The organism is Candidatus Dependentiae bacterium (assembly GCA_040878395.1).
GTDB lineage: Bacteria > Babelota > Babeliae > Babelales > Vermiphilaceae > JAKBEL01.
Genome location: JBBDMI010000007.1, coordinates 51995 through 77673, shown reverse-complemented (window position 1 = coordinate 77673; position 25679 = coordinate 51995). Strand labels below are relative to the sequence as shown.

The following is a 25679-nucleotide window of genomic DNA, read 5'->3' as shown; positions in this document are numbered from 1 at the left end:
GAATGTACTTGATTTACCTGTACAATATTTATCTGTCGATAAAATTATTCCAAATTAAATTGCTTACAACGTCGATTAACTGACGAGCGATTAACACCAAGAAAGGCTGCAATTTTATTTTGATTATAAAATTTGCTCCATAATAAACTCATAATTTGTTGATCACGCAATGCATGTTTGCCCAAGCGGGCAGCTTCGGTTAATTCAGGATCGGTAATGTGATATGCCGGATCAAAATGTGTTTCTTGGAAAATATGATTCTTTTTAGATTTTTTAACTAGTAGTTTTTCAATTTGAATGCGCATGTCTTGTAGGCTGGTAGGGCGATTGTAGGCTAATTTCATTTTTTCTTTTTCTGACAGTTCCAACATGTTTTTAAAATCTGCTGTTTTAATTGCTTGTTCAGTCAGACCATCGGCCAAACTATCAAGTTCTTTTTTAGATAATGTTTCGAGTGATGACATATGTAATGTCATTTTGTTGAGTAAATGAAACAAGTTACGTGAAAAAATGCCTTCTTGCATTAGGCTCATTAAATTTTGATCAGTGGAACAAATTATGCGCACATTACTTGTAATACGTTGTTCACTTTTGTAAACGCGGTAATGGCCATATTTAATTAATTCTGCTAGATATTCTTGTGTTTCCAAATCAAGAAAATGAATGTTTTTTATAAATATTGTACCATTTTGTCCTAATTTTTTCATGATTGGTGTTGATTGATTTTGCATACCAAAAACCGGATTTATACCAAACAGTTCTATAGAAACTGTATGATCGGTACATGTTTTTTCCAGATTAAGTATATGTAGTGATTCACGTGAGCTTAAATGATGGAGCAATTCTACTGTAGGCAAAAGATCTTCATCGGGCAACATGAGTAAGGTAGCTTTTTTACTCAGTGCTGTTTGCAGCAGATTTATTTTGAAATTGAGTAATGTTTCGCCGGTTCCGGGAACGAGTTGATTTATTAATTGTCCCGATTTGGTTGCTTGTAAATATAATAAATAGTCCCATTTTGTAGGGTCTTGAAGCAAGTTTATATCTTTGGTGACCATGTCGCTCATCTCAGGATAATGTACCAACATGATAATATTGTTTTGTTCTAAGTTAGGCACAGCAGAAAGTACCAAATTGTCACCTTTTTCATCGGTAGTTAAGACGGTTTGTGCAGTTTTATATTCTGTTACTTGTTGTACTATTTGTTTACATACCTTTGTTAAAGGGTGACCATTTTGCGTGTTTAGGTTTACACCAATCAGTTCTTTTGCAGCTTGGTTACCAAAAGAGAAACGTCGATGTTTATAAAAAATAATACCGATATGTTTTTGATGATTAAATATGAAAGAACGGACGCTTTCTTTATATTGTATAATCTCTTGGCGTAAATGATATAGTTCATCGTTGAGCTCTTTTTCTTGTTGAATGAGTGATTTTAAGTTACGAGTTTGTAGTAAGTTAATGATGTTACACAAGTAACTTGCAAATACAATCATTTCGTCACGTTCAATATTTCCATACAGTTCTTTTTTTCTTGGATGGCGATCAATAACGATATAGGCAATGATATTTTTTTTCTCATAAATAGGTAAAAAAATGTCGGCATCAAGGTTTTGCAAAAAAGTGAGTAATGTTTGTGTGGTTACATTGTCTTGATAAAAATTGGTAAAATCAAGTTCATCATAAATGAGAATTTTACTTTCTTGCATGTGCCTACGGATTGTACTGTTTTGCTTATTTAAAAAATTTTCAACAAGTGATTCAATAGTCGTTTTATTTTTTTCTTGTGTAGGATCGGTTGTTTCATGAGTGCGGACATATAGTTGTGCTTTGCGAAGTGGAATGTCGAATGTTTCTTTGAAAAAAGTTTGAGAAATTTGGCATACTTCTTGAATGCTGGTGACATGACTGAGCTGTTCCAACACGTTTTTAAAGTTGTGAATTAAATCAATATTCGGTTTTGATTGTACGTGGTTATTAACATTCAAAAATCTGATGCCCAATACTTTTTTTACACTATAGTAAATTGCATAGGATAAAATTAAAGTAGAAATGCTCACGGTGGGATAAATATACATAATAGATGATGAAAACAGAAAACTTGTCGCTTGTAATATTTCAACAAAAAGATATGAGCTGATTAAAAATTTAAGTAAAATAGATAATTGATGTTTAACAATTACCGGTAAGTAAGTTTTTTGAATTTTAAAAAACGTGATAATGATGCTTGGAATAATGAGTAGAAATAAAGAATAGTAGATGATTAAATTCATCATGCATGCTTCAGGAGAGCTTTCTAGGGTCCAGAGTGATGCGCTCATTGCGATGCTGCGATTTTCTTCATGTATGAGTCCGGAGTTGGATAAAGCAAGTCCACAAAAGTAACATGACATCATAACGCTGATACTTGAAAAAATTTTATGCCGAAGATTAAAAGAAAAACGTTTGACGATAAGACATTCTAGAAAAAGTGAAAGTGATTGATATTGTAAAATGAGAAATGCCCAGGACAGACGAATAAAAAAAACTAATGTTGTATAGGAGAAGTCAACTATCTGCATTTCTCGCAACAGTTTAACAATCCAGGCAAAGTCACCAAATAAGGTTCCAATCAAGGTGCCGAGTAAGAACATCCATGGATGTTTAATGGTTAACCGTTTAAAACCGGAAGGGATAAGCAATTGTAATAAATATACTTTTATTACAAAAGATACCACTATGACAGCAAATAATAATTCTGTACTATAGAGCATTGCATTTAAATTTAACATTAGGTATTGATCTTCTTAAGTTACATCATTATACTTTTTCACGTTATGTTAGTAGTAACATTAAAAAGAAAATATGTTAATACCTTTTTGCACGAGGGGGAAGATTGTGTTTTTTAAAAGGAATTTTTTGTTTGTGGTTAAAAGCTTTTTTCTTAGATGGCCACCTAAAGATTAAAAAGATATAAAAAGGTGGCTTGAAAAAATATCTTTATTTTGCCAGGTCGCCTTTTTCTTTTTAATTGGAGTGCGCTAAGTCTATGATTATGCTTAATTTTTTTATTTCTTTTTTTTAATATTCTAAGTTGTTTTTGTATAGTGAGTTCTGATTGGAATTGTATAAAAAAGTTATTCTAAATTGTACTGTTTACATCTGCGGTTAACCGATGAGCGATTGACGCCCAGAAAAGATGCAATTTGACTTTGACTTTTAAACTTACGCCATAACAATCTCATAGCCGTTTCGTCACGTAATGCGTTTTTTCCTAAACGCGCAACTTCTATTAATTCAGGATCAGTGATTTCAAAAGCGGGATCAAATTGTGTTTCACTATAAATGCAGTTCTTTTTAGATTTATTTTGGAGCATCTGTTGTATTTTACTTTTGAACTCTTGCAAGCTAATCGGACGTGTTCCTGAAATTCTAGTTTTTTCTTTGTCGGTTAATTCTAAAAGATTTTTAAAGTCATCAGCTTTTAATGCTTGTTCTGTATATCCTTCAGCCAATTCGTGAATTTCTTCATCAGGGACTGAAAGTAATGATGGCATACTTAAGGTATGTTTTTTCAGTTGCCTGAATAAGCGTTGGCTAAATGTACCTTCCTGTACTAATAAACTTAATTTTTGGTTAGTTGAGCATATAATGCGCACATTGCTCGCCATTTTTTGTTCGCTCTTGAACATGCGGAAAAAACCATAGGTAAGATATTCAGCAAGATATTCCTGAGATTCAGGATCAAGATAGTGAATGTTTTCGATAAATATTGTACCGTTTTTATCTAGCTTTTCGAGCAATGGAGCTTCAGATTGTATGCCAAAAATAGGATTAATACCGAACAGTTTGGTTGCGATGTCATTATTTGTACAAGGTTGAGTAAGTTTAATGGTGTGTAATGTTTCGCGTAAACTTATATGATGCAATAAACGAACGGTAGGAAGGAGATCTTCTTTGGGCATTTCAAGTAATGTCGCTTTTTTGCTTAATGCTGCCTGCAGTAATGAAATCTTGAAATTGAGCATATGCTCGCCGGTGCTTGGTATCAGTTGATTGATCATTTTACCCGATGCAGTTGTTTCTAAGTACAATAAATAGTCCCATTTTGATGGATCACGGAGTGATTCGATCTGTTTTTTTACCAAGTCAGATATTTCAGGATAATAGAGTACAATAATAACATTGTTTTGTTCTAAATGTGGGACTGCTGAAAGGACCAATCTTTGGCCATGTTTGTCTTTTACAAAACAACTTTGAGGTGTTTTATATTCTTGTACTTTGCGAGCAAGATTTTTCAGTTTTTGTGTTACAGGATGGCCTTCTTGTTGATTAAGGTTCAGATCAAGAAGTTCTTTTGCGATTTGATTTCCATAAGTAAAGCGACGGTTTTTATAAAAAATAATGCCGGTATCACCTTGCTTGCTATTACGCAAGAATGAACGAATACTTTCTTTGTATTGATTGATTTCCTGGTGTTTATTATAGAGTTCTTCTTGTAACTCTTTTTCTCGTTGAATTAAATGCTCGATGTTACGTGTTTGCAATAGATTGATAATGTTTGCTAAATAGTTTGCAAATACTGCAATCTCGTTATGTTCCACATTACTATAAAATTCTTGTGGACGTGCAAAGCGATCAATGACAATGTATCCAATAATTTTTTCTTGTGTTGCAATAGGAATAAACATATCGGCATTGAGTGCATCAAGGAATTTGAGAATTTTTTCAGTTTTTTCGGATTTTTCATAAAAATTACTGAATGCAATCTCATCGTAAATAAGAATCTGATTTTTTTGAATATAGCTGGTGAGTATATCAGGTTGCAAAACAAGAAAATTCTCTGTGATATGTTCAGTATGAGATGTTTCATGTTGTTCAAAAATCGGTTTTTTAATTGATCGAATATATAATCTTGTTCGTGATATAGGGATTTGGAACATCTCTTTGAATGACATCTGTGTAAAATGTTGCAGTTCTTTATAGGTGGTTGCATGGCTAAGTTGTTTGAGAACTTCTTTGAACCCTTCTACAAAGTTATATCGCGTTTTTGTTTCTACATGGTTGTGAAAATTGAGAAATCTAAGACCTATGATTTTTTTTATACAATAATACATAGCAAAAGTAAGTGTTATTGTTGAAATACTTACTGCAGCATAATTACTAGTAATATATGCCGGGAAAAATCCAAAAGGATAAAACTGAATAAAATCTGAAATCAAATGTGGGAATATAAGAGTTTGAATAATAAGTTTAAGTTGGCTTTTTAATATTTTAGGTATGGTGGAAGTTCGGAGTTTTTTTATAGCTATAAATAGTGGAGCTGCCATGAGTGGGAAAAAGAGATATAATGTGAATATTTGCTGTAATTTACACTCAAATAAAGAGCGATCGCTTGGTTGGAAACAATTAAAATGGAAGATAGATAAGCCTAGAAATAGTAAGCAAAATGTAGTACTAATACAAAGAATAATTAGTTGTCTGAGGTTTAATTTTTTTTTAGACCTTACAAGGGTTTCTAAGAATAAGGCCAGAGATTGATATTGAATGACAGAAAATGCCCAGGCAATTCTAGTCCAAAAAATTCTAATTCTATAACTGATATCGACAGAGAATAAATACTTAGCAAGCGTCAAAAACCATGCAGAATCAACTACCATTGCTGAAATAAGCACAAGAACTAATAATATCTTTGGGAGCTGTGCATTGCGGGATTCTGATTTTCGCAATATAAGAGTGCTGAGTATATAGGCTTTTAAAATGAACGAAACTGTTGTTGCGGCCATTAAAAAGGGATAAGAACCTAAAACAGCTTCAAGTAGTAAGAACATTGGATCCTTTGTTTCGATTTCTATTGATCTTATTTTCTACCAGTATTATACTGTAAGCATATTATTTTGTTGTGGGTTTCTCATAATACAGGAGTTTGATATGCTTAAAAATATAAGTTTAAAAGTAAATTTACATTTTTTTGTTACTATATTAGCAATAGTACAATTTGTAGGCTCATCATTACCGCCAGCAGGTGGATGATTTTGATGATTCTATTGTTAAGAGTTTAACATAGAATTTATTTTAAAACAAAAAGAAGAGTAGCTTTGAGTCAAGGAATTCAACTTGTCAATCGATGCTAAGAGAAAACGTGCAGTTAGGATTATTAAGATTCTAGAACAGGCAACAAAAAAAATGCCTGAACCTGCAAGTGTCACTATTGTCAAAAAATATGGGCGTAATCCTTATTTGGTTCTTGTAAGCTGTCTCTTGAGCCTTCGGGCAAAAGATACAGCTTCATTGCCCGTTTCGATTGAATTGTTCAAACATGGCAAAACGCCTGATCAAATAATCAAATTGCCTTTAAGGCAAATAGAAAAAATAATCTATTCTGTAGGTTATTTCCGTAGTAAAGCAAAACAGATTAAAGAAGTAACACAAGATATTATTGATCGTTTTAATGGTATTGTCCCTCATACATACCAAGATTTAATATCAATTAAAGGTGTTGGCCCAAAAACAGCTAATTTAGTATTAGCTACCGCATTTGGCAAACCTGCTTTAATCGTCGATATTCACGTTCATCGTATTTCTAATCGCTTAGGACTCATCAAAACAAAGACCCCTGAAGAAACACAAATTGCACTCGAAGAGCTGTTGCCTGAATCATACTGGAATAAATACAGCCGTTTGCTGGTTGTTTGGGGACAAAATATTTGTTTACCAATTTCACCATTATGCTCACAATGCCCTGTTTATAATGAATGTAAACGAGTGGGTGTTACACGGCATCGTTAAACTTTATGGGATTTATTTTTTAACCATCCAAGTACCAATTTTCTTAAATCAGATAAATTTGAAATGCGTGCTTTTGCTTCCAAAATTTCATAGGTAAAATCATCGAATACAAATTTGAGTGCCCCTGATTGTGCCGATTCGGCTTCGCGGATATACTGCTTTAGAATATCCATTTCCCGTTCAACATCTTGCAGAAAATGTGAAATTGCAATTGCATAACGGTCGGTATTATACGTTTGTAAAATATCCATCATTAAATCGGTATCTTGATGTTCATGTGGTAGATTGCCATTAGTTTTGTTTTTCCATACTGACCACAAAGCATTTTCAACGCATGCTTTACTCAAACTATACAGATTGAATTTCGTTTTTGCGTAATATAACGCATATCCCACGCATCCAAGTGCACTCAAACCTAAAGGTCCCAAAATATGTTTATATGAAAGTTGTGAAAATATGCCGGATGTTGTCGTCGTTTCATGCTCAATATTGTTTTTTTCAACTATTGGTGTGGTGACTTGATTTGATTGATTGTTTTCAATATTGCATTGTTGGCTAATATTGTATTTCACTATGATTTTTTGATCATCGTCATCACTCATTTTTACTGTTTGAAACTCTTCACGATGAACCAATTTAGGTTCAGCATGGATATAAAAAACTTGTAAGATTATACACAGAAAAAGAGCATTGCTTTTATACATTTTTATCCTTTATTATGGCATGTTGAATAATTCTAATTTTTTACGTAGCAGATATCCTTGCATAAAGTTTTTGCGATAATATATCCTGTTTTTCCATTTATCCTTTGTATGAGAATCATTTGGATCTTTATGATATAATGTTTTGAATTTTTGTAGATCACATGAGTGAGGCGCTTTTTTTTCAGGGAGACTGAGCCATGATTCATTGGCTAAATGTTCTTGATATGCCCCATAAGCATCTCGCACAAACAACAGTTGTTCTTCACGTGTTTTAGGAATGCGTTTTTGCTCTTCGCTGGTTAATGAACACCAAAAATGTTCCCACTCATCATCAGTGTAACGTTGTATGAAGCGCTCATAATCAGGTATCTTCACTTCAAGAAGGTACATTAATTTTGCACGGCAATGCAGCTTTGCAAATACTTGTTTGAATGTTTGGTTATCAAGGTTGTTCAGATAGGCCACCAGTTTTTTGCCAAAAAGTTCTTTCAGGTCAGTTTGGATTTCGGTTTTTTGGTCGACAATTGTTTGAAATATGATTTGCTGAACGGTGATAGGTTGTTTGTGTGCTATTTGCTCAATCGGTTGATCTGCACATAATGGCAGTGTAAAAAGTAGCAACCAACATCTATTCATACTAATCTCCATTATCTATTATTTTTGTTGTTCATTTTTGTTAAATAAAGCAACTTTTTTTTCAAAAAAACGAGCATGTAGCCATTTGAGAAAATCTGAGGTAAAAGGAGTCTGCTTTTCAAATCCATTGAGTGTTTTATTGCGCCAAGCAGCAAGATCTTTTGTCTCCGGATCTTTTTCAACTTGTTCATATTTGCCAAATTTTTGTTCCGAACATTCAGCCCATGTGTCGCGAATAATAATTAACTGTTCTCTTAATGTTTGTGGTAGATGGCTTTGTTCATGTTCGGGTAATGCATAAATCGTTTCTTTCCATTGATCTTCATTTTCAAAAGCAGCTAAAAATCTTCGGTATTCAAGCAGATCCATTTTTTCTAAATATTTTATGCGAGCATATAAGCTCATTTTTGCAAATGTTTGTCGTACTTCTTCTTTAGTGGCGTAATCCATGCAGGAAACAAATTCTTTGCCTGTGTATTTCAGGCATTTGCACGGTTCTTGTGAGTTTGTGATATGCATTGCTTGCTCAAGAGTCCGTTTTTCAAAACGTTCTTTTTCGATCTCGATTTCAGGTGGCAGTTCAAAAGGGATGTTTTTCTGCTCAGTTTCTTGGCATAGCATGAAATTGCATACTAGTAATGATAGTAGATATGAATATGTAACATGCATTATCTATCCCCTCCATTTGATACTGCTTGTTTATAAAGTATAGCATAGCGCCTTGTTGATATTTTTGTGAAGGAATTAAGTTTTATTCTCGTTTTTAACGGTTTTTAAATGTAATTCAATGCATTTTTTATAGTATTCATAATTATTTCAAAATGAATATTAAGTGTGGCGCAGTGTTTTTATGTATATAATTGTGAGTATGTATAGTTGTGAGTTATTTTATTTGGATTTTTTTATTGCTTTAAAAGCGGCTTACTTTTTGAATCTTGGGCTAATTTTTTTTCGTGTCATTTTGTTTTCTTATAGATTTAGTTTGAAGTGAAAATGAGATCTTAGAGGGTTTATTATAGTTGTTGAAATTAAAGATGTTATCATGTTTTAATGAATTTCAGTTGAAGAACTTGAAAAAACATTCTCAGGAAAATTGCGATTGCGCATCAAACTAACTTACATGCTTTTCCTTAAAAGGGGAACAATGCATCAGCCTTGCTGAGTCACAAAAGTGTTTTCCTATTGAACTTAGAAAAAAGGGAGTCAAAGGCTATGCTTTGAGTAAGATTCCTTTTTCGTTTTGCTCCATAAGGGCGCCATTGGCAATCTTCGCTTTACCAAATTCATTGATTGATATTTGCGTTTCCTCAGTTTGACTTTTAGTATGTGGGTTTATCTCAATCGTTCTGTCAGGATTACTTTGATATTTGATCTTTAATCCAGAAATGTTGGATTTATCAATAGTGATGTCTCCATCCTCAGCAATACAGTTTATAAGTTTATCTGAGGTTATCTTAGTATCATTAAGTTGTATATTGATCTTTGAGTCTTCTTTTAACCGTTCCAAAGTTTCCCCTTTGTTCATATATTTTCTTATTTTGTTTACATATTTTTTTATGATAGCGCGCAATTCCTCAGATATCATATTTAATAATATATTCATAATGCAAGGTTTAAGTATTTTTACGATTTCAGCTATCATTTTCATATATTTTCTCCTTAGGTTGTGTTGACTTTTTAATTTAGAAGATTTTTTTGATATGATAGTACCAAAAAAGATAAGAATCTAAAACACATTTTAATCGATATTATCATGAGAAAAAAGTGTATCGCTAAAAATCAAAAAAGTATATGTATGCGATGAGAACGTATGTAGAGGCTTTGTCAACGCTATTTATTGGATGTCAAGAACAGACGCGCTGGTGTTTTTTAGAATCAACATTTGGCAAATGGAATACCATATATAAAAGGTTCAATGCTTGGTGCAGCAAAAAAATTTGGGAGGACTTAATGGATTATTGCATTATCATATGCATTAAAAAGAGCGTCTGATTATGAAAATGAAACAATGTATGCAATCATTAAATTATTAATTGATTGTGGGGCTCAAATATAAATAGACACAGATAAGCGATTTAAAATTCTTATCTGTATATATCAGGTTTATTTTTTGCTTGAGCAACTTGCAATAGATGATGGATCAACTGCGGCATGAGGAACTCTTCGTTGAGCTCTTGCTGGAGTAACGTTGCGTTGCTTTGCTTTTGCATCCTGCAGTTTTCCGGTTCTTTTAAAAAAGCGATGATATAAAACATGAGAGCGAGCGCTTTTATAAAACGTAAATTCAAAATGTCCTTTCATCTTCTGGCTTGGAATTTGTGCTGCATGAACTAAGCTGTCTTGAGATCTCTTTTTTGTTGTAATAAATGGATTTTCTGCTCCAAACATCTGCATCATATAGTCGATGGCAGTGCCAAAAACATGCGGATCGCGCGGATGCTTTTTTTGTTGTTCGATTATTCGTTGGTTATATTTAAATGGTGCAGGTTTAATATCAAAGTGAAATTCTCTACTGTCACAGGGGAAAATAAATCTTTTTTTATTTTTCGGATCCTGAATAGTCACACAAAGATCTTGTGTATTTCCTTTGCTTATTTCAATAAAGCTGCCATCTCTTTCTTGTGATAACAGATTACATCGTTGAATTATGGTTGAGTAGGGAACTTCTTTAGGTATCGTTTGCATTCTTCGTTGAAGGGCTTTCAAAACATCGGTGGTATATGTTTGTTGCGATTGCGTAATTAATAGGCAAGGTTCTTTCGCTTGAACAATAGAAGTTTGTTTTGATTTTTTGGGCTTTCTTCGCCTTGTTTTTTTTCGATTAACTTTGCCAGTGGTTCTGGGTTTAATAGTTTCTTTTTTTTGAGGTTCATTTTTTTGAACTTTGGTATGAACTTCAGGAGCTGCGGCAGCAGGTATTTCTGAAAGAGCGTCTTCTGAATCGTCTTTTTCTTTGGCCGCATCAATAATTTTTTTTGCAGCAGCTTCTTGTCGTTGTTTTTTTAATTCTTCAACTTCAAGGATATCGTCTTTAAAGAGTTCGAAAATATCTTCAATGGTTGATGTCCCGTTTTTTGCTTGCTCGAGTAATTGAATTGCATATTCTTTATTTTGCTCAACGCCATCACCGCGCATATACATGTAAGCTTTTGTTACCAAGTTTGCTTGAGTGTCTTCTGATGCTTGTATTTGTTGAGCATAACTTTCTGCTTTATCTATATCTTTATCAACATAGAGTCCATGACGGTATAAATTTCTTAATTGGAGCATTGAGCATGCATCACCTTGTTGTGCAGCAATTGTAAAAGCACGTATGCCAAATACAGCAAATTCTTTATCATAATTATTGGGATTAATAGCATTATTGGGATTAATAGCGTTGTTCATCAGTATCTCACCGTATAAAAATAAAGCATCATTAGATGCGTATCTAATTGATGGGTTACTGAATGCCCGAGAAACTTGTGGTCTGATATATTTGAGTATGTCTTCAGTCGATAGATTTTCGCTTTCCGGGAGTTTTTCGCGATACAATAATGTTGCATATTGGAATGCGCACGCAGGTTCTTTATATACATCAAAACCTTTTTTAAAGTAGCCTGCTGCAAGTTTGAATCTTATATCAATTAATTTTTCATCAAGATCAGGACAATACTGATAGTACATTCCAATTGCAAGTAATGCCAATGGGTCTTTGTGTTTTTGATAACATTTGTGATAACAATCTAGAGCAGCCTTTGTATCTTTTTTTACGCCATTACCTTTAAAAAGTAGACGTCCTTTTTGTAGTAATGCTTGGGCGTGCCATTCTTCAGAATAATTAGTGTTCGCCAAAAATGAATATATTTTAAATGCTTCTTCAGGATTTTCTTCTTCAATCCTCATTGCCTTTAATAGCGATAGCTCGAGACCTTTGCCATGGCAGATCATATTCATGATAAATCTAGGATCTTCGGTCACGCGTAAAAGTTCAGCGTCGCTTGGAGCCATGCATAAAAGTTGAGAGCTATTTAAGGTTAAAATAGCTAAAATAGCTGTTTTTTTGATTATATTCATCATAATTGATACTCCATTAGTACTGAATTGGTGATATTTTAATTATGATACTTATTTGTAAAATGTCAATTGAAATAAAAATATTAGGGAAGATGATTAGATTGGATAGGTTTTTTAGCTGTTTTATACCTGAGATAGGCTATTTTGGGCATGTTGAGCTTGTATTAATTTCAAAATCAAGTATAATTTATATTAGTAATATTATTGTTTTGCATATATAATGGAGGTATGTAATGAATACATGTCGTACTTTTTTAATCACTAGTTTATTAGTTTTATCAAGTGGTGTTCATGCTGCTTCGTTTGATGCTCTGAGCATGAAAGATCTTAATCGAAAAAAGGTAATTCGTCATCGAGCGGCCAATAAAAAGTTTAAAAATGCCCAACAAAAAGAGTGGGAAGATCGTTATAATAAAGACACGAAGAGATATAAATCCTTTTTCAGGAATGAGCGCTTAAATAGATTCGTGGGGCTGAATAATGCTGCAGTGTTGAGAGATCTTTTCGAAAAAGATAAAACTAATGCATCAATAAACCGACAAGATGGACACGAGGTGGATCATGAAACAGGTAAGTATCTGAAGCAATCAAATGATTCTTATAAGAAGAAGAAAAAGAATAAGAAGAAGAAAAAGAAGAGTCCAAAAAATAATTCAGCAAAAAAGAAGAGTCCAAAGAAGTCGAATCAGCAACAGCAACGGTCAAAAAAGTCTAACTTTCAACAACAACGTTCAAATGTTGCGCCAAATAAGATTAAGGTAGAAAAAATAGCTTCTATGAGCATTGAAGAGCGTACGGCTAAGTTGCATAAAATCATTAAATATCGAAATGATGATTATTGTTGTCAGTTGCTTGAGGCAGGAGTTGATGCATCGGTTGTCAATAAAAAAGGCAAGACTGTTTTGTATAAAGCTGTTGCACGAAGAAAATATGACTTTATAGAAAAGTTGCTTCAAAAGGGTGCTGATTCATCTATAGCTACTAATCAAGGATATACGCCGTTACATAAGGCGGTTGTTCGCGATTCAATTGAATCAGTAAAGTTATTGCTTCAATTTAAAGCGAATCCTTCAGTTGTTAATGAAGATGGTGATACTCCTTTGCATATTGCAGTTATAAATGATTGTTTTGAATGTGCAAGCGAATTAGTTAAAGCAGGTTCTGATCTATTGCTTGCTAATAAAAAAGGTTTAACGCCTTTAGGCATTGCCCATCAGATAAATAATAAAGCAATGATATTATTGCTCAATGAGCATAGTTCATCCGGCAATAATATTCCTGCTGCTGCAGTACCAAGTTCATCAAGGAATAAAAAAACAACTAAAACAGCTGAATCACGTCTTTTGCTAATGCAAAAGGATGAGTTGAGCTTGTTAAAAGCTTCTAAAAGAAACGATACTAAGACAGTACGAAAATTACTTAATATGCATGTTGATCCAAATTGTCCTACCGTTACGAAGAAAGATAAAAAGGCTTATGGCGGTTCGCCATTATGCAATGCTGTTGAGCATGGAAATGTTGAGCTAGTTGAAGCTTTATTGAATGTTAAATTTAACAAAGCTGATCCAAATGTTTTATGCGAACGTTACAAGAATGATAATCCTGATACACCACTGCGTATTGCAGTCAGACAACGTACTAAGAGTGCTGATTATCCGGCAATTATACGATTGTTGGTTAAGTCTGGTGCAGATATTAATTATGGCGGACAGAGTGAAGAATATTCTCGAAAATCACATACCCCATTGATGATTCATGCTTATCAAGATAACCCCAGAATGGATATTTTTGATGCTTTATTAGAGTGTGGTGCGGATGTGAATAAACAAGATCATTTTGGCAATACCGCTTTGCATATCGCAGCTGAAAGAAATCATATTGTATACGCTCGGAAATTACTTGAAGCTGGTGCTAATGTTTTATTAGCAAACAAAGATGGTAATACGCCGTTACATTTGGCAGTGGAAAAAGGATGCGTTGATTTTGTAAAACAGTTACTTGAGTTCAAGGCAGATATAACAATTATCAATAATAAAGGTCTGACTCCACTTGATATGGCATTAAAGTCTAAAAATAAGGATATGATTTCAGTACTAAAGGATCATGCGAAATGTGAAGCGGCCGATGCATCAGGATCGAGTATGAAAAAGAAAGAAGGGTTTTCTGTTGTAGATGAAAATGGAAATACAGATTTGCATCTTGCAATGGCACGTATCAATAAATATGCGATTGAGCTATTAAAAACGAAAGTTAGTGCTGATGTATCAATTGTTAATAATGACGGCGATACGCCATTGCATTTAGCAGTGAAAAGAGAGCGTTCTCGCTTAGTTCGTAAATTGCTTAAAGCTGGTGCTGATGCTTCGATTAAAAATAAAAACGGAGAAACTCCTGAGGATGTGGCACCTTCAGATAGAATAAAAGTTTTATTTAAAAAGAAAACACCCAAACGTAAAAAAAATAAAAAGCATCTACTTGAGTCCAAAGCAGATATGGTAACTATCAATAATGAATTTATTTCACTACTGTGGATCCCTAATGAAGATTTATCTTCTGATGAATTGAAAGGTGAAACGGCCGATGCATCAGCAAAAGAAGCTTTAAATGCATCAGGACCGAGTATAAAAAAGAAAGAAGGATCTTCTGTTGTAGATGAAAATGGAAATACAGATTTGCATTTTGCAATGAATCGTACCAATGCATATGTGGTTGAATTATTGAAAAATAAAGCTAAAGCTGATGATATATCAATTGTTAATAATGACGGCAATACGCCATTGCATTTAGCAGCGAAAAATGGGCGTACTGGCTTAGTTCGTGCATTGCTTAAAGCTGGAGCTATCATTTCGATTCAAAATAATGATGGCGATACGCCATTGCATTTGGCAGTGAAAAGAGGACGTGTTGGCTTAGTTCGTAAATTGCTTGTTAAGGGTGCCGATGCTTCGATTAAAAATAAGAAAAACGAAACTCCAATAGATTTGGTATCTTCAGATAAAATGAAAGATTTATTTGAAAAGAAAACATCTAAGTGTAAAAAAAATAAAAAGCATCTACTTGAGTCCAAAGCAGATATGGTAACTATCAATAATGAAGATTTATCTTCTGATGAATTGAAATGTGAAGCGGCCGATGCATCAGGACCGAGTATGGAAAATAAAGAAGAACCTCTCGTTGTAGATGAAAATGGAAATACAGATTTGCATCTTGCAATGGCACGTATCAATAAATATGCGATTGAGCTATTAAAAACGAAAGTTAGTGCTGATGTATCAATTGTTAATAATGACGGCGATACGCCATTGCATTTAGCAGTGAAAAAAAGACGAATTGTTTTAGTTCGTAAATTGCTTAAAGCTGGGGCTGATGCTTCGATTAAAAATAAAAATGGTGAGAGACCTCTGGATGTAGCATCTTCAGATAAAATAAAAGATTTATTTAAAAAGAAAACACCTAAGTGGAAAAAGAAAACATCTAAATGGAAAAAAAATAAAAAGCAAGACTGAAAACATTTTTAGTTTTTTATAGTATTATTAATTAAATGATTTTATTCAAACAGTAAAGGAAATATGATGATAAATTCAAAAGTGATGTTATGTATAAGTTTGATGAGTATTGTTTTTGTTATAGATATGCAAGCGGCAGATGTGAATGGTCCATGTAGTTTTAGTCAAAACTTTTGCTCATTAAGTGCTGATCGTGCCTTAGATTCTTTTAATGAGAAGATGGATGGCAAAAAAGTTGAAAAATATGGTAAAAGATCAAAAAAACAAAGTAGTTATGCTAAGTCAAAAAAAGAACAAAAAGTATTGTTAAAAGCTTCACAAGGTAAATTAAATAGAAAAAAAATACTTGCATCTATGGAATCAGGTGTTAGACCAACTTGTCTTAAAGTTAGAAGACGTGAACTTTCTGAGTTAGGTGGTTCAGTATTATGTAATCTAGTGCAAGAAGGCCATGTTGGATTGATAAAAGAAGCTCTTCGTCATGGTGCTAATCCCAATCGAATTGTAAGGCGTTATGAAAAATCGCCTGATACAGCCTTGCGTGTTGCTGTTAAGCAATTTACAGAAGATGCAGATTATCCCCGAATCATTCAGGTTCTTGTCAATGCAGGTGCAGATATAAACTTTGGCGGTATAGATGAGTTTGGCAATAAATATGAACGAAAATCGCATACCCCGTTGATGATTCATGCTTATCAAGATAATCCCAGAATGGATATTCTTGATGCATTGCTAGCATGTGGTGCTGATGTGAACAAAAGAGACTTTGATAAAAACACAGCATTGCATATTGCAGCTGAAAAAAATCATATTGCATACGCTCGGAAATTACTTGAAGCCGGAGCGATAATTTCTTGCAGGAATGTAGAAAGACAAAAACCGAAACATATTGCAAGAGAAAGAGGGCATAGGGAATTTGTTGCCTTATTAAGAGAGTTTCAAGAATGACGAGAAGAAGCTCCTTACATATAAAATTAAAGTAAATATTTAAAAATGAAGGTTATATCATGAAAGTGTATTTTAAACTATCTATTTTACTGTTTTCACTCATAACTGCTTATGCTCAAAGTGCATCGACATCAATATTAGAACAAAGAAAAAATATCAGTTTAATTGCTTCTAATAGAATCAATATTAGTACAAACCTTGAGTTTACAAAACATGCTCTTGAACGAATGGAAGAAAGGATGTTGCCAATAAATCAAGTGCAAAAAGCAATTTGTAAAGGCCTCATAAAAACTGATAATAGAGAAGACATATATATATTTGAAAAGGATGGATGTAGAGTTGTCTTGAGCGTAAAGGAAAAGTTGTATCTTGTAATAACTGTTATTAATATTAAAAACGATGAAACCTCTAAAGACGAAACCCTTCAAAGAATAAAACTTATAAAAGAAGAATCCAGACTAGCTCGAAATAAAAACAACAATCTCTCACGAGAAAAACGAGCGATAATAGAAACTAATTTGTTTTACACAAGACATGTTCTTAGCTGTATGACAGAGCACAGGATAACAGAAAAAAAATTACATCGAGCTCTTAGAAACGGTAGGGCTAAAGCAATAACGCTAAAAGACGGAGCCACTCATTACCTATTTACATTGGACACAGGTAAAAAACAAAAAATTGAGGTTATCGTATCCAAAAGTAATGACGTATATGTTGCAATATCTGTTATTAATTGTGGATTTAAAAATGAAAAGCATCCAAGTCGTGGTAAACAAAAAAAGATACCGAGCAAACACATAATTACAGCACGTGAGCAAGTTAAAACTAAGAAGACAATAAAAGCTGCAAAAAGAAAAACTATTAAACATATGCGAGCTCGCAACAAAAAAATAGCTAATCGTTCATATTAAACTAACAAAAGAATATATGATGATGTATTAGTGCATCATCATATATCGATACTCTTAAACAACCGGTTTATTTTTCTTGTTGATAAGCTCAGAGCAGCTTTAAACGACCTGTCTCAGAAGCAGAAAGACGCCTCTTTATAATTGAGGATATTTAATTTATGCAAAACAAATAAGTTATGGATGAGGTATTATGGCTAAAATGGAAATCATGTTTTTTCAGGATCATAATGCCAAAATATGCGATAAGCACTAGGTGTTTTTTGTTGAGCATATGCCTCAAAAATTTTTTCACCATTAGGTCTTTGAAGGTTATGATATTCATGTGTATCTATTTTTATGGATGCACCTTTTTTTTGTGTATTTTTTATAAACATAGAGTTTATCCGAAAATTATCAAAAGAAGCTTGATTTATTGCGATATTCAGATCTTATTGAGTTCAACTCAAACAATCAATTTCCGGATAGGATCGTTTATACATGATTTCTTATAAGTCATGCTTTCTTTGACATTAAAGGTGAATGTCAAAGAAAGCATTTACATTTTGTTTCATTTTGTAATAAAATATGAGCTAAGAAGTCGAGTGGGTTTTATGTATGTCAAAATAGGGGGCGCCTTCAAATGAAAAAAACATATAGCATGTTTGTATTGCCGGCTGTTTTAATGTTTATGCCGATCTTTTTATTTGCAGCAGCATCGATTCAGATGCCAGAGGCACGCAAAGAGCTGCTTACTCAGGCTGTGTATGCAGAGCAGTTTAAAGATGAAGGTTTTTATAGCTCAAAATCAAAAGAAGATTTGCGCAAAGCTTTGCAAGCGATTACACAAGCTTTAAAAAAAGATGAAGAAGTTCTACAACTAAGCGGTGCATTGAGTCTCTCTTCAACAGAAATACGAGAACTGCTCAGTAGTGCGGCATCAAAAACGACATCACAAGTTGAGCAACGAGTAGCTCAAGAGTGGGCGCCTGCATCTCGTCGCACAAGAAGAAAGCCTAGAGCAAAAACCGGTTCAAGGCAAAGAAAACCAAGTGGTGCAAAAGTATATACACCATTAATGAAGGCTGCGCAATATAATAATGTTGAAAGAGTAAAACGATTATTAAAAGGTTCGGTTGATGTTAATGTGCAAAATGATCGCGATGAAACCGCTTTATTTATTGCAACTAGGTTCAATCACAATGATATAGCCAACATTCTTTTACAAGCTGAAGCTGATACTGATATTGCACAAAAAAATGGCTTAACCCCATTACATCAAGCAGTAATGAATGGCAATATTGAGTTGGCTCAAGCATTGATTGATGCGGGAGCAAACGTTAATGCACGTGATAAGTTTCATAACAGAACGCCGCTCATGTGGGTTGGGCGTGTGACTGTTGGTGCGCCAAAAAAACAGTTAAAGCAAATTTCGATAAATAAAGCTAAGGAGTTAATTGATTTACTCCTTACTCATGGTGCAGATCCGAGAATAACCGATGATAAAGGTCTGACGGCATTGCAATGGGCAAAGCAGATTAATGTACAGCCTTTAATTGAGATGTTGCAATAAGAGCTTATTGACTAAGAGCTCGTTAATCGATGTATATTCTGATTGCTCAAAAATGGAGAGTTGATAATGCAGATGAGAAAAATATCTATTTTGATTCTATTCTTTTTATCTTATCTACCCAGTCATTTAGATGCAACATCGTCTATGAATTTATCAGTGGCAGATAGAAAGTTGTTAAGAAAAGCTTTAAATGTTGAAATGCATGGGGGCGCAGCAACTTTTTATGGTTCCAAATCTGACGAAGACTTAAATGCGCTTATTGAAAAAGCTAGAAAAGCATCTAATAATCCTTTTGTTATCAGTTTTTTTAGCGCTGAATATAATAAAACTGATAACAAAATAAAACAGCTGCTAAAGCAAATTAGAGAACGTTCAGAGCAAATAATTGATAGTCGTCGAACGAATGCAGCAAAAAAACAACAACTTCAAGCTGAAACAAAGCAAGCGGCTGTGAAGCTTAGTCGTCGACGAAAAAAGGGAAAAAAATCGGCCGCTGTATCTTTGAATATGTCTGTAGCAGATCAAAAACTATTAAGAAAAGCTTTTAATTCAGTAATTAATAATTCTACAACATTTTTTACAGTTAAATCAGATGGTGATTTGAATATCCTTATTGAAAAATGTCAAAAAGTATTGAATAATCTTGATGCGATTAATTTTTTTAGCGCTGAATATAATAAAACTGATGACGAAATAAAACGGCTTTTAAGGCAAAGCATTAAACGCTCTGAGCGAATAATTAATAGTCGGCAAGTAGCAAAAAAACAACAGTTATCTGACAATCAAATAATACAAATAAAATCGGTTGATGGAGAATTGTTTAAAAATGCATTTAAAGTTCAAATTTATGGGGGAGTTGAATCATTTTTTGCATCTAAATCAGATGTAGAATTAAACAAAGTCATTAGAATGTCTCGACAGGCTTTGAATAATGATAAGTTGATCAAGCAATTGACGGTTCAATTTAAAAAAACTGTTGCTGAAATTAAACGATTATTAAATAAAAGTATAGATGATTCAAAAAAAGAGATTGTTCGACGATTGGTTACATCTAAGCCGGCAGATAAAGAAAACAATCTTAATAGTGCAAATCTTATACCATCTGATGTTCAATCTAAAAAAAGCAGAACCAGAACAAAAATGACCATGCTCACGTCAAAAAATTTATTGAATGCTTCAGAGAATGGTGATTTAAAAGGTGTTAAATGGTACATCGATAAGGGTGGAGATTTAAATCAGGTTAATACAAATGGATTGACTGCATTAGCTTTAGCAGCCAATAAAGGGCATTCGGATATAGTGTCGGCTTTGATTAAAGCCGGTGCAGATCTTGATAGATCTAATAAAAGTGGTCATACACCAATGGTATTGGCATTATTTGCAAAACATTTTGATATTGTAAAACAGTTAATTACAGTTGGTGCAGATGTGAACATTAAAGATCAAAATGGTTGGAATGTATTAATGCATGCTGTGCGTAGAGGTTATATACCAGTTGTAGATGACTTGCTAGAAGAAAGGAAAAGAATTTTATCTAAAATAAATGAAGGTTCTATTGAAAATACTATATATAGCTCAACAAGAATGCTCATTGATGTAGAGGCAGGGGCAAATGTTCAGTCTCCTTTAATTTTGCTTCCAATATCTAAAGGGGACTGGAAGACCGCTATATGGAATATTATGATTAACGCTTTTGGGGGTGGCATTGGATCAGAAGAATTGACTGTAAATCAAAAAAAAGAAAAAGTTGGTTCTTTAATTAAGAAAGAGGAACCACAAAAAATAATAAGTGATACAAAAGGTCTTGTCTTTGAGGAACAGGTTGAAGTTTCAGGTCAGAAGGATCCAATAGAAAAATTAAAAAGGAATGTTCAATTAAATGCAGTAAAAATTATGCAAGCGCCAAAAATATATAAAACTCTTATTGATATTAATGCACAAAATAATGATGGAGAAACAGCTTTAATAATTGCAACACGATGGAACTATGCAGATATTGCCAAAAAAATTATAAGAGCAGGAGCTGATGTAAATATAGCACAAAACACAGGATTAACGCCACTGCATGAGGTCGTGATTAATGGTAATGTTGATTTAGCAAAAATATTATTAGATGAGGGCGCTGATATCAATGTTCGTGATACGTATCGAGGTAGAACACCATTGCACTGGGTTACGCGTATTACAGTAGGGGCACCAAAAAAAAAGTTGAATCAGATTTCAGTAGCAACATCGGTTAAGCTGGTGCGCTTATTGCTTTCTCGAGGTGCTGATCCTATGATTAAAGATTTTCAAGGGAAAACAGCATTGCAGTGGGCAAGAAAGATTAATGCAAAGCCATTGATTGATATATTACAAAAAGCTAGAGCGCGAAGAAAAAAGGTTGCTTATAATCAAAATAACTTTGATATGAACAACCTGTTTAATTTCGGTTTAAATTCGTTCAAAATGATGTTTGCATAATATTAAATAATACATCCATCGTTATATGTTTGAGCTTTGGCCAATACATCATCTAATGATAAACCAAACTCCTGTTTACCATTGCGATAGCGTAAAGTGATAGTATGGTTATCCATCTCTTTTTGGCCCATGACGAGCATCCAAGGAACTTTTTCCAATTGAGCGGTTTTAATTTTGCCGGAAATTGGATCGGAAGTTTCATCCATTGCAACACGAATGTTATGTTTTTGTAGTTGTTGCATAATGTTATGTGCATATTCTTTTTGATCATCAGTGATGGTGAGTAGTTTAACCTGAATTGGTGCAAGCCAGAATGGTAGGTTACCTTTGAAATGTTCCAGCAGTATGCCAAAAAAACGTTCCATAGAGCCATAAATGGCACGATGAATCATAACAGGGCGTTCTTTTTTACCTGATGATGCAATGTAAGATAAATCGAAGTTTTGTGGTAAGAAGAAATCTAATTGAATGGTGCTGCACTGCCAAGAGCGGCCCATTGAGTCTTGGATGCCAAATTCTATTTTAGGTCCATAAAAGGCGCCTTCGCCTTCTTGAATAGTGTATTTTAAACCAGAGCGATCAAGTGCATTTTGGAGTGCTGTTGTTGCTTGTTGCCAATATTCATCGGTTCCCATTGCATTTTCAGGTTTAGTTGAAAGCCCAACGGTTATGTTGTCAAATCCGAACTTTTTGAGTGTTTTTTCAATCGCTTTGATAGTATCTAAAACTTCATTTTCAACTTGATTCGGGGTGCAAAAAATATGGCCATCATCTTGTGTAAATGAACGTACGCGAAAAAGACCATGCAAAACGCCTGAAAGTTCATAGCGATGTACTAAACCAAACTCTGAAAGTTTCAGCGGCAGTTCGCGATATGAACGGGGATGATCTTTATATACCATGATAGCTCCGGGGCAGTTCATCGGTTTGACGGCATACTGTTGCTTATCAATGACCGAAAAAAACATGTTGTCTTTGTAATGCTCATAATGCCCTGACTGTTTCCACAATTCATCGGATAAAATAATTGGTGTTGCAATTTCTTGATAATGTTGTTTATCCAACATAGTGCGTAAATCATCTTTGAGTAGTTGAATAACTTTTTGACCTTTCGGATGAAAGAAAGGGAAACCGGGGCCTTCTTGCACAAATGAAAAGAGATCAAGTTGTTTGCCCAATTTACGATGATCATATTTTTGAGCTTCTTCGACTCGTTTTTCGTATAAACGTAACTCTTTTGGCGTTGCAAATGCGGTACCGGTGATACGTTGTAGCGGTTGTCCGTTTCGGTCTGCACGCCAGTAAGAACCGGAAATATGCAACAATTTAAAATTTTTAAGTTCACCGGTTGATGTTACATGTCCGCCTTTACATAGATCAGAAAAGTCGCCTTGTTCTGCCAAGCCAACAGTGTCGCCGGGAATGAGATCAATAAGTTCTAATTTGTATGGATTATCTTTATAGAGTTTGCGGGCATCTTCTTTTGGAATCTGTTTGTGTGTCAATGGAATGTTGCGTTCTGCAATTTCTTTCATGCGTTGTGTTATTTTTGGTAGATCTTCATCTTTAAAGTTGGTTTCGGGTAAAAAATCATAAAAGAAACCATCTTTGGTTGGAGGTCCAATGGTCAAAATAGTTTTTGGATATAACTCTTTTACTGCCTGTGCAAGTAAATGAGCAGTTGAATGACGAATTTTTTCTATTTGGCTCACGTTATCATTTGGCATAATTTGTACCTTTTTTGTACCGACATTGATTGTTAAATCTTGAAGTTAAGTATATCATATTTGTGCTAAAATGCATGTTTGATGGTAAGGGTTCTATAATATATGCATGGATCATTGCCTGCAGGAAAAATCCTGTGATAGCATCGAATTAGGATGGAGACACCATGAAAAAAAGGAGCAAGAGTAATGTCAAATGATACACAAGTAAAAAAAGTAAAACCATCAAAAAACAAAAAGATCTATTTATTAGATACGAATGTCTTGGTCTATGATCCTAAGGCTATTTATGCTTTTGATGGTGCTGAAGTAGCGTTGCCATCAGTGGTGCTTGAAGAGTTAGATAAATTTAAAAAGGAAGGAACTGAACGAGGGCGCAATACTCGTGAAGCGATCCGTATTTTAGATGGGTTGCGCTCACAAGGCTCATTGGGCAGTGGCATTAAACTTGACAATGGTAGTACTGTGCGTGTTGTGTTTATGCGGACTGAAAAAATTCCATCATTTCCTTTTCAGTTAACCTTTGCAGATAATGAAATTTTATATGAAGCAGTTTCGCTCAAAGAGCAGGGTTATGACGTTCAGCTTATAACTAAAGATTTAAATGCACGTATAAAAGCTGATGCATTAGGTATCGCAACAGAAGATTACATTAAAGAAAAGATTAATATTGATGAATTTTATAAAGGATGGATGAACGTTGCTGTGCCTGCAGTCACTTTAAAAGATAATGATCCTCAAATATTGCAAGAGTTGGCACGAGATACAGATATTGCAGTCAATGAATATGTTGTGCTTGAAAGTCAGCATAATGCGTATAATTATCGCGTATTTCGCTATTTGGGCAGTAATAAATTTGTACCGGTACGTGAACCTTTATTGCGTTGGCCACTTAAACCACGCAATGCTCAACAGTTAATGGCAATGGATTTACTTTTAAATGATGATATTCGTTTAGTTACATTGTTCGGACCGGCAGGAACGGGTAAAACATTTTTAGCATTGTTGATTGGGCTGCATAAAGTTCTTGTTGAAGAAGTATATGAAAAAATGCTCGTTGCACGGCCTGTCGTGCCACTTGGGCGCGACATTGGGTATCTACCGGGTGATTTGCAAGAAAAACTATATAGTTGGATGTTGCCTATTTACGATAATATGGAATTCATTGTGCATTCAGCTTACACCGGGCGTCATTTGGATAACGTTGACCAAGAACAGCAAAAAAACAAAAGAAAAAAAGGACCCGGCAAGAAAAAACGTAAACGTAAAGGAGCGATGGAGTCGTTAGATAATTTGGTTAAAAAAGGTAAAATCAGTTTGGAAGCGATCACCTATATGCGTGGACGTTCAATTCCGTTTCAATATATCTTTATCGATGAAGTGCAAAATTTATCACCGCATGAAGTAAAAACACTTGTTACCCGTGCAGGCGAAGGAAGTAAGATTATACTTGCCGGTGATCCATATCAAATTGATTCACCATACTTGGATTTTGCAAGTAACGGTTTGGTTGTTGCAAGTCAACGTTTCAAAGGGAAAAAACTGTTCGGTTCAGTATATCTTGAAACAAGTGAACGTAGTGAGTTGAGTAAACTGGGAGGTGAGTTGTTATAATGATATATGACGATATTGCACACTATTTCATGCTTTTTTTATATGCAATAAAATGGTTCTTGGCAACTATTGGTGTTTTAATCATTTTCTTAGGTGGTGTTCAAGCTGCATATATGCTATTAAAGAAATGTTTCTTTATAGATAAAAGAAAGAGAGAGCTTGATTTGGATGATGTACGCAGAGAACTTGGTTTGAGTATTGTGCTCGGATTAGAGTTTATTCTGGCCAGTGATGTGATTTTAACCATTGTGTTGCCGGATTATTATAATTTAGGTTTGCTTGCAATCTTGGTGGTAATTCGTACTATTTTGAACTATTTCTTGGATAAAGAGTTGATGCAATTGAGTGTGAAAAAGAGTGCATAAATAAAGCCGCCTATTTTAGTATAAAGTAGGCGGCGGTTTATATTTTGTTATTCTTCAGTTTTTTTATTTAAGAGCTTTTCGCAGCAATTAACTTTTAGCAGTTGCCCTTCGGTTATTTTATCTATTAATTCAGGTTCATCATTTAATCTATCAAGATCTCTTTGATCGCACAAACAAACCTTAAATGTTTGGCCTATACTATTTGTAAATGTACGTACAAAAGGCTTGTTTCCAGGACTTTTGCTTCGCGGTCCCGGTTCGAATGCGCAGTAGCATATACAGGGTGCCTCTTCGTTTTGATTTTTTGCATTTGCCTGAATTTCTGTAATTGTGCCAAATCCAAGGCTTATAATACTAAAAGCTAACAATAATTTTTTCATGATATTCCCTTTTAATTTTAACATAGCAGGTTTATTGTTAATAAATCAAGGGTTC

The 25679-nt window shown here is 34.0% G+C and carries 18 protein-coding genes; 8 read left to right on the top strand and 10 right to left on the bottom strand.

The window, feature by feature from the left end:
* Window positions 1-44: 44 nt before the first annotated feature.
* Window positions 45-2771 carry a sigma 54-interacting transcriptional regulator gene (locus WD055_03130; protein MEX0849199.1) on the bottom strand — a complete coding sequence of 909 codons (2727 nt, stop codon included), beginning with the start codon at window positions 2769-2771 and terminating at the stop codon, window positions 45-47.
* A gap of 345 nt (window positions 2772-3116) precedes the next feature.
* The gene (locus WD055_03125) at window positions 3117-5810 is read right to left on the bottom strand and encodes a sigma 54-interacting transcriptional regulator (protein ID MEX0849198.1); all 2694 of its coding nucleotides are present in this window, start codon (window positions 5808-5810) and stop codon (window positions 3117-3119) included.
* Window positions 5811-6096: 286 nt separating this feature from the next.
* On the opposite strand from WD055_03125, the gene nth reads away from it, so the two are divergent.
* Window positions 6097-6768 (top strand): endonuclease III, encoded by a 672-nt coding sequence (gene nth, locus WD055_03120; GenBank protein ID MEX0849197.1) that lies wholly within the window; start codon window positions 6097-6099, stop codon window positions 6766-6768.
* Here the strand turns inward: nth and WD055_03115 are convergent.
* From WD055_03115 to WD055_03095, 5 genes are all read right to left on the bottom strand, one after another.
* Window positions 6765-7472: a hypothetical protein gene (locus WD055_03115; GenBank protein ID MEX0849196.1), complete on the bottom strand. Its 708-nt coding sequence runs from the start codon at window positions 7470-7472 to the stop codon at window positions 6765-6767. The genes nth and WD055_03115 overlap by 4 nt on opposite strands.
* Before the next feature lie 12 nt (window positions 7473-7484).
* Window positions 7485-8108, bottom strand: coding sequence for a hypothetical protein (locus WD055_03110; protein MEX0849195.1), 624 nt, complete (start codon window positions 8106-8108; stop codon window positions 7485-7487).
* 18 nt (window positions 8109-8126) lie between these two features.
* The gene (locus tag WD055_03105; GenBank protein ID MEX0849194.1) at window positions 8127-8777 is read right to left on the bottom strand and encodes a hypothetical protein; all 651 of its coding nucleotides are present in this window, start codon (window positions 8775-8777) and stop codon (window positions 8127-8129) included.
* Between the two features lie 541 nt (window positions 8778-9318).
* A complete protein-coding gene (locus tag WD055_03100; protein MEX0849193.1) occupies window positions 9319-9756 on the bottom strand; it encodes a hypothetical protein in 438 nt (145 codons plus the stop codon).
* 455 nt (window positions 9757-10211) lie between these two features.
* Window positions 10212-12167 (bottom strand): hypothetical protein, encoded by a 1956-nt coding sequence (locus WD055_03095; protein MEX0849192.1) that lies wholly within the window; start codon window positions 12165-12167, stop codon window positions 10212-10214.
* 230 nt (window positions 12168-12397) lie between these two features.
* Here WD055_03095 and WD055_03090 point away from each other — a divergent pair, with 230 nt between their 5' ends.
* The 3 genes from WD055_03090 (at window position 12398) to WD055_03080 (ending at window position 17529) form a co-directional block, all read left to right on the top strand.
* Window positions 12398-15670 (top strand): ankyrin repeat domain-containing protein, encoded by a 3273-nt coding sequence (locus WD055_03090; GenBank protein MEX0849191.1) that lies wholly within the window; start codon window positions 12398-12400, stop codon window positions 15668-15670.
* Window positions 15671-15736: 66 nt separating this feature from the next.
* Window positions 15737-16618, top strand: a complete 882-nt coding sequence (locus WD055_03085; protein MEX0849190.1) for an ankyrin repeat domain-containing protein — start codon at window positions 15737-15739, stop codon at window positions 16616-16618.
* 59 nt (window positions 16619-16677) lie between these two features.
* On the top strand, window positions 16678-17529 hold the full coding sequence (locus tag WD055_03080; protein MEX0849189.1) for a DUF4258 domain-containing protein: 852 nt from the start codon (window positions 16678-16680) through the stop codon (window positions 17527-17529).
* 206 nt (window positions 17530-17735) lie between these two features.
* Here the strand turns inward: WD055_03080 and WD055_03075 are convergent, their stop codons facing one another.
* Entirely contained in the window at window positions 17736-17903 is a 168-nt protein-coding gene (locus WD055_03075) for a hypothetical protein (GenBank protein ID MEX0849188.1), read from the bottom strand.
* A gap of 245 nt (window positions 17904-18148) precedes the next feature.
* Here WD055_03075 and WD055_03070 point away from each other — a divergent pair, with 245 nt between their 5' ends.
* Both WD055_03070 and WD055_03065 read left to right on the top strand, forming a co-directional pair.
* Entirely contained in the window at window positions 18149-19078 is a 930-nt protein-coding gene (locus tag WD055_03070; GenBank protein ID MEX0849187.1) for an ankyrin repeat domain-containing protein, read from the top strand.
* Window positions 19079-19144: 66 nt separating this feature from the next.
* Window positions 19145-21541, top strand: a complete 2397-nt coding sequence (locus WD055_03065) for an ankyrin repeat domain-containing protein (GenBank protein MEX0849186.1) — start codon at window positions 19145-19147, stop codon at window positions 21539-21541.
* 2 nt (window positions 21542-21543) lie between these two features.
* Here the strand turns inward: WD055_03065 and thrS are convergent, their stop codons facing one another.
* Entirely contained in the window at window positions 21544-23268 is a 1725-nt protein-coding gene (thrS, locus tag WD055_03060; protein MEX0849185.1) for a threonine--tRNA ligase, read from the bottom strand.
* 186 nt (window positions 23269-23454) lie between these two features.
* Between thrS and WD055_03055 the strand changes: the two genes are divergently transcribed.
* The gene (locus tag WD055_03055) at window positions 23455-24879 is read left to right on the top strand and encodes a PhoH family protein (GenBank protein MEX0849184.1); all 1425 of its coding nucleotides are present in this window, start codon (window positions 23455-23457) and stop codon (window positions 24877-24879) included.
* Window positions 24879-25244, top strand: a complete 366-nt coding sequence (locus WD055_03050) for a DUF1622 domain-containing protein (protein ID MEX0849183.1) — start codon at window positions 24879-24881, stop codon at window positions 25242-25244. Before WD055_03055 ends, WD055_03050 begins: the two co-directional genes overlap by 1 nt.
* A 47-nt stretch (window positions 25245-25291) precedes the next feature.
* Here WD055_03050 and WD055_03045 read toward each other — a convergent pair whose 3' ends face one another.
* Complete coding sequence (locus tag WD055_03045; GenBank protein ID MEX0849182.1) at window positions 25292-25624, bottom strand: hypothetical protein; 333 nt, start codon at window positions 25622-25624, stop codon at window positions 25292-25294.
* Window positions 25625-25679 lie beyond the last annotated feature (55 nt).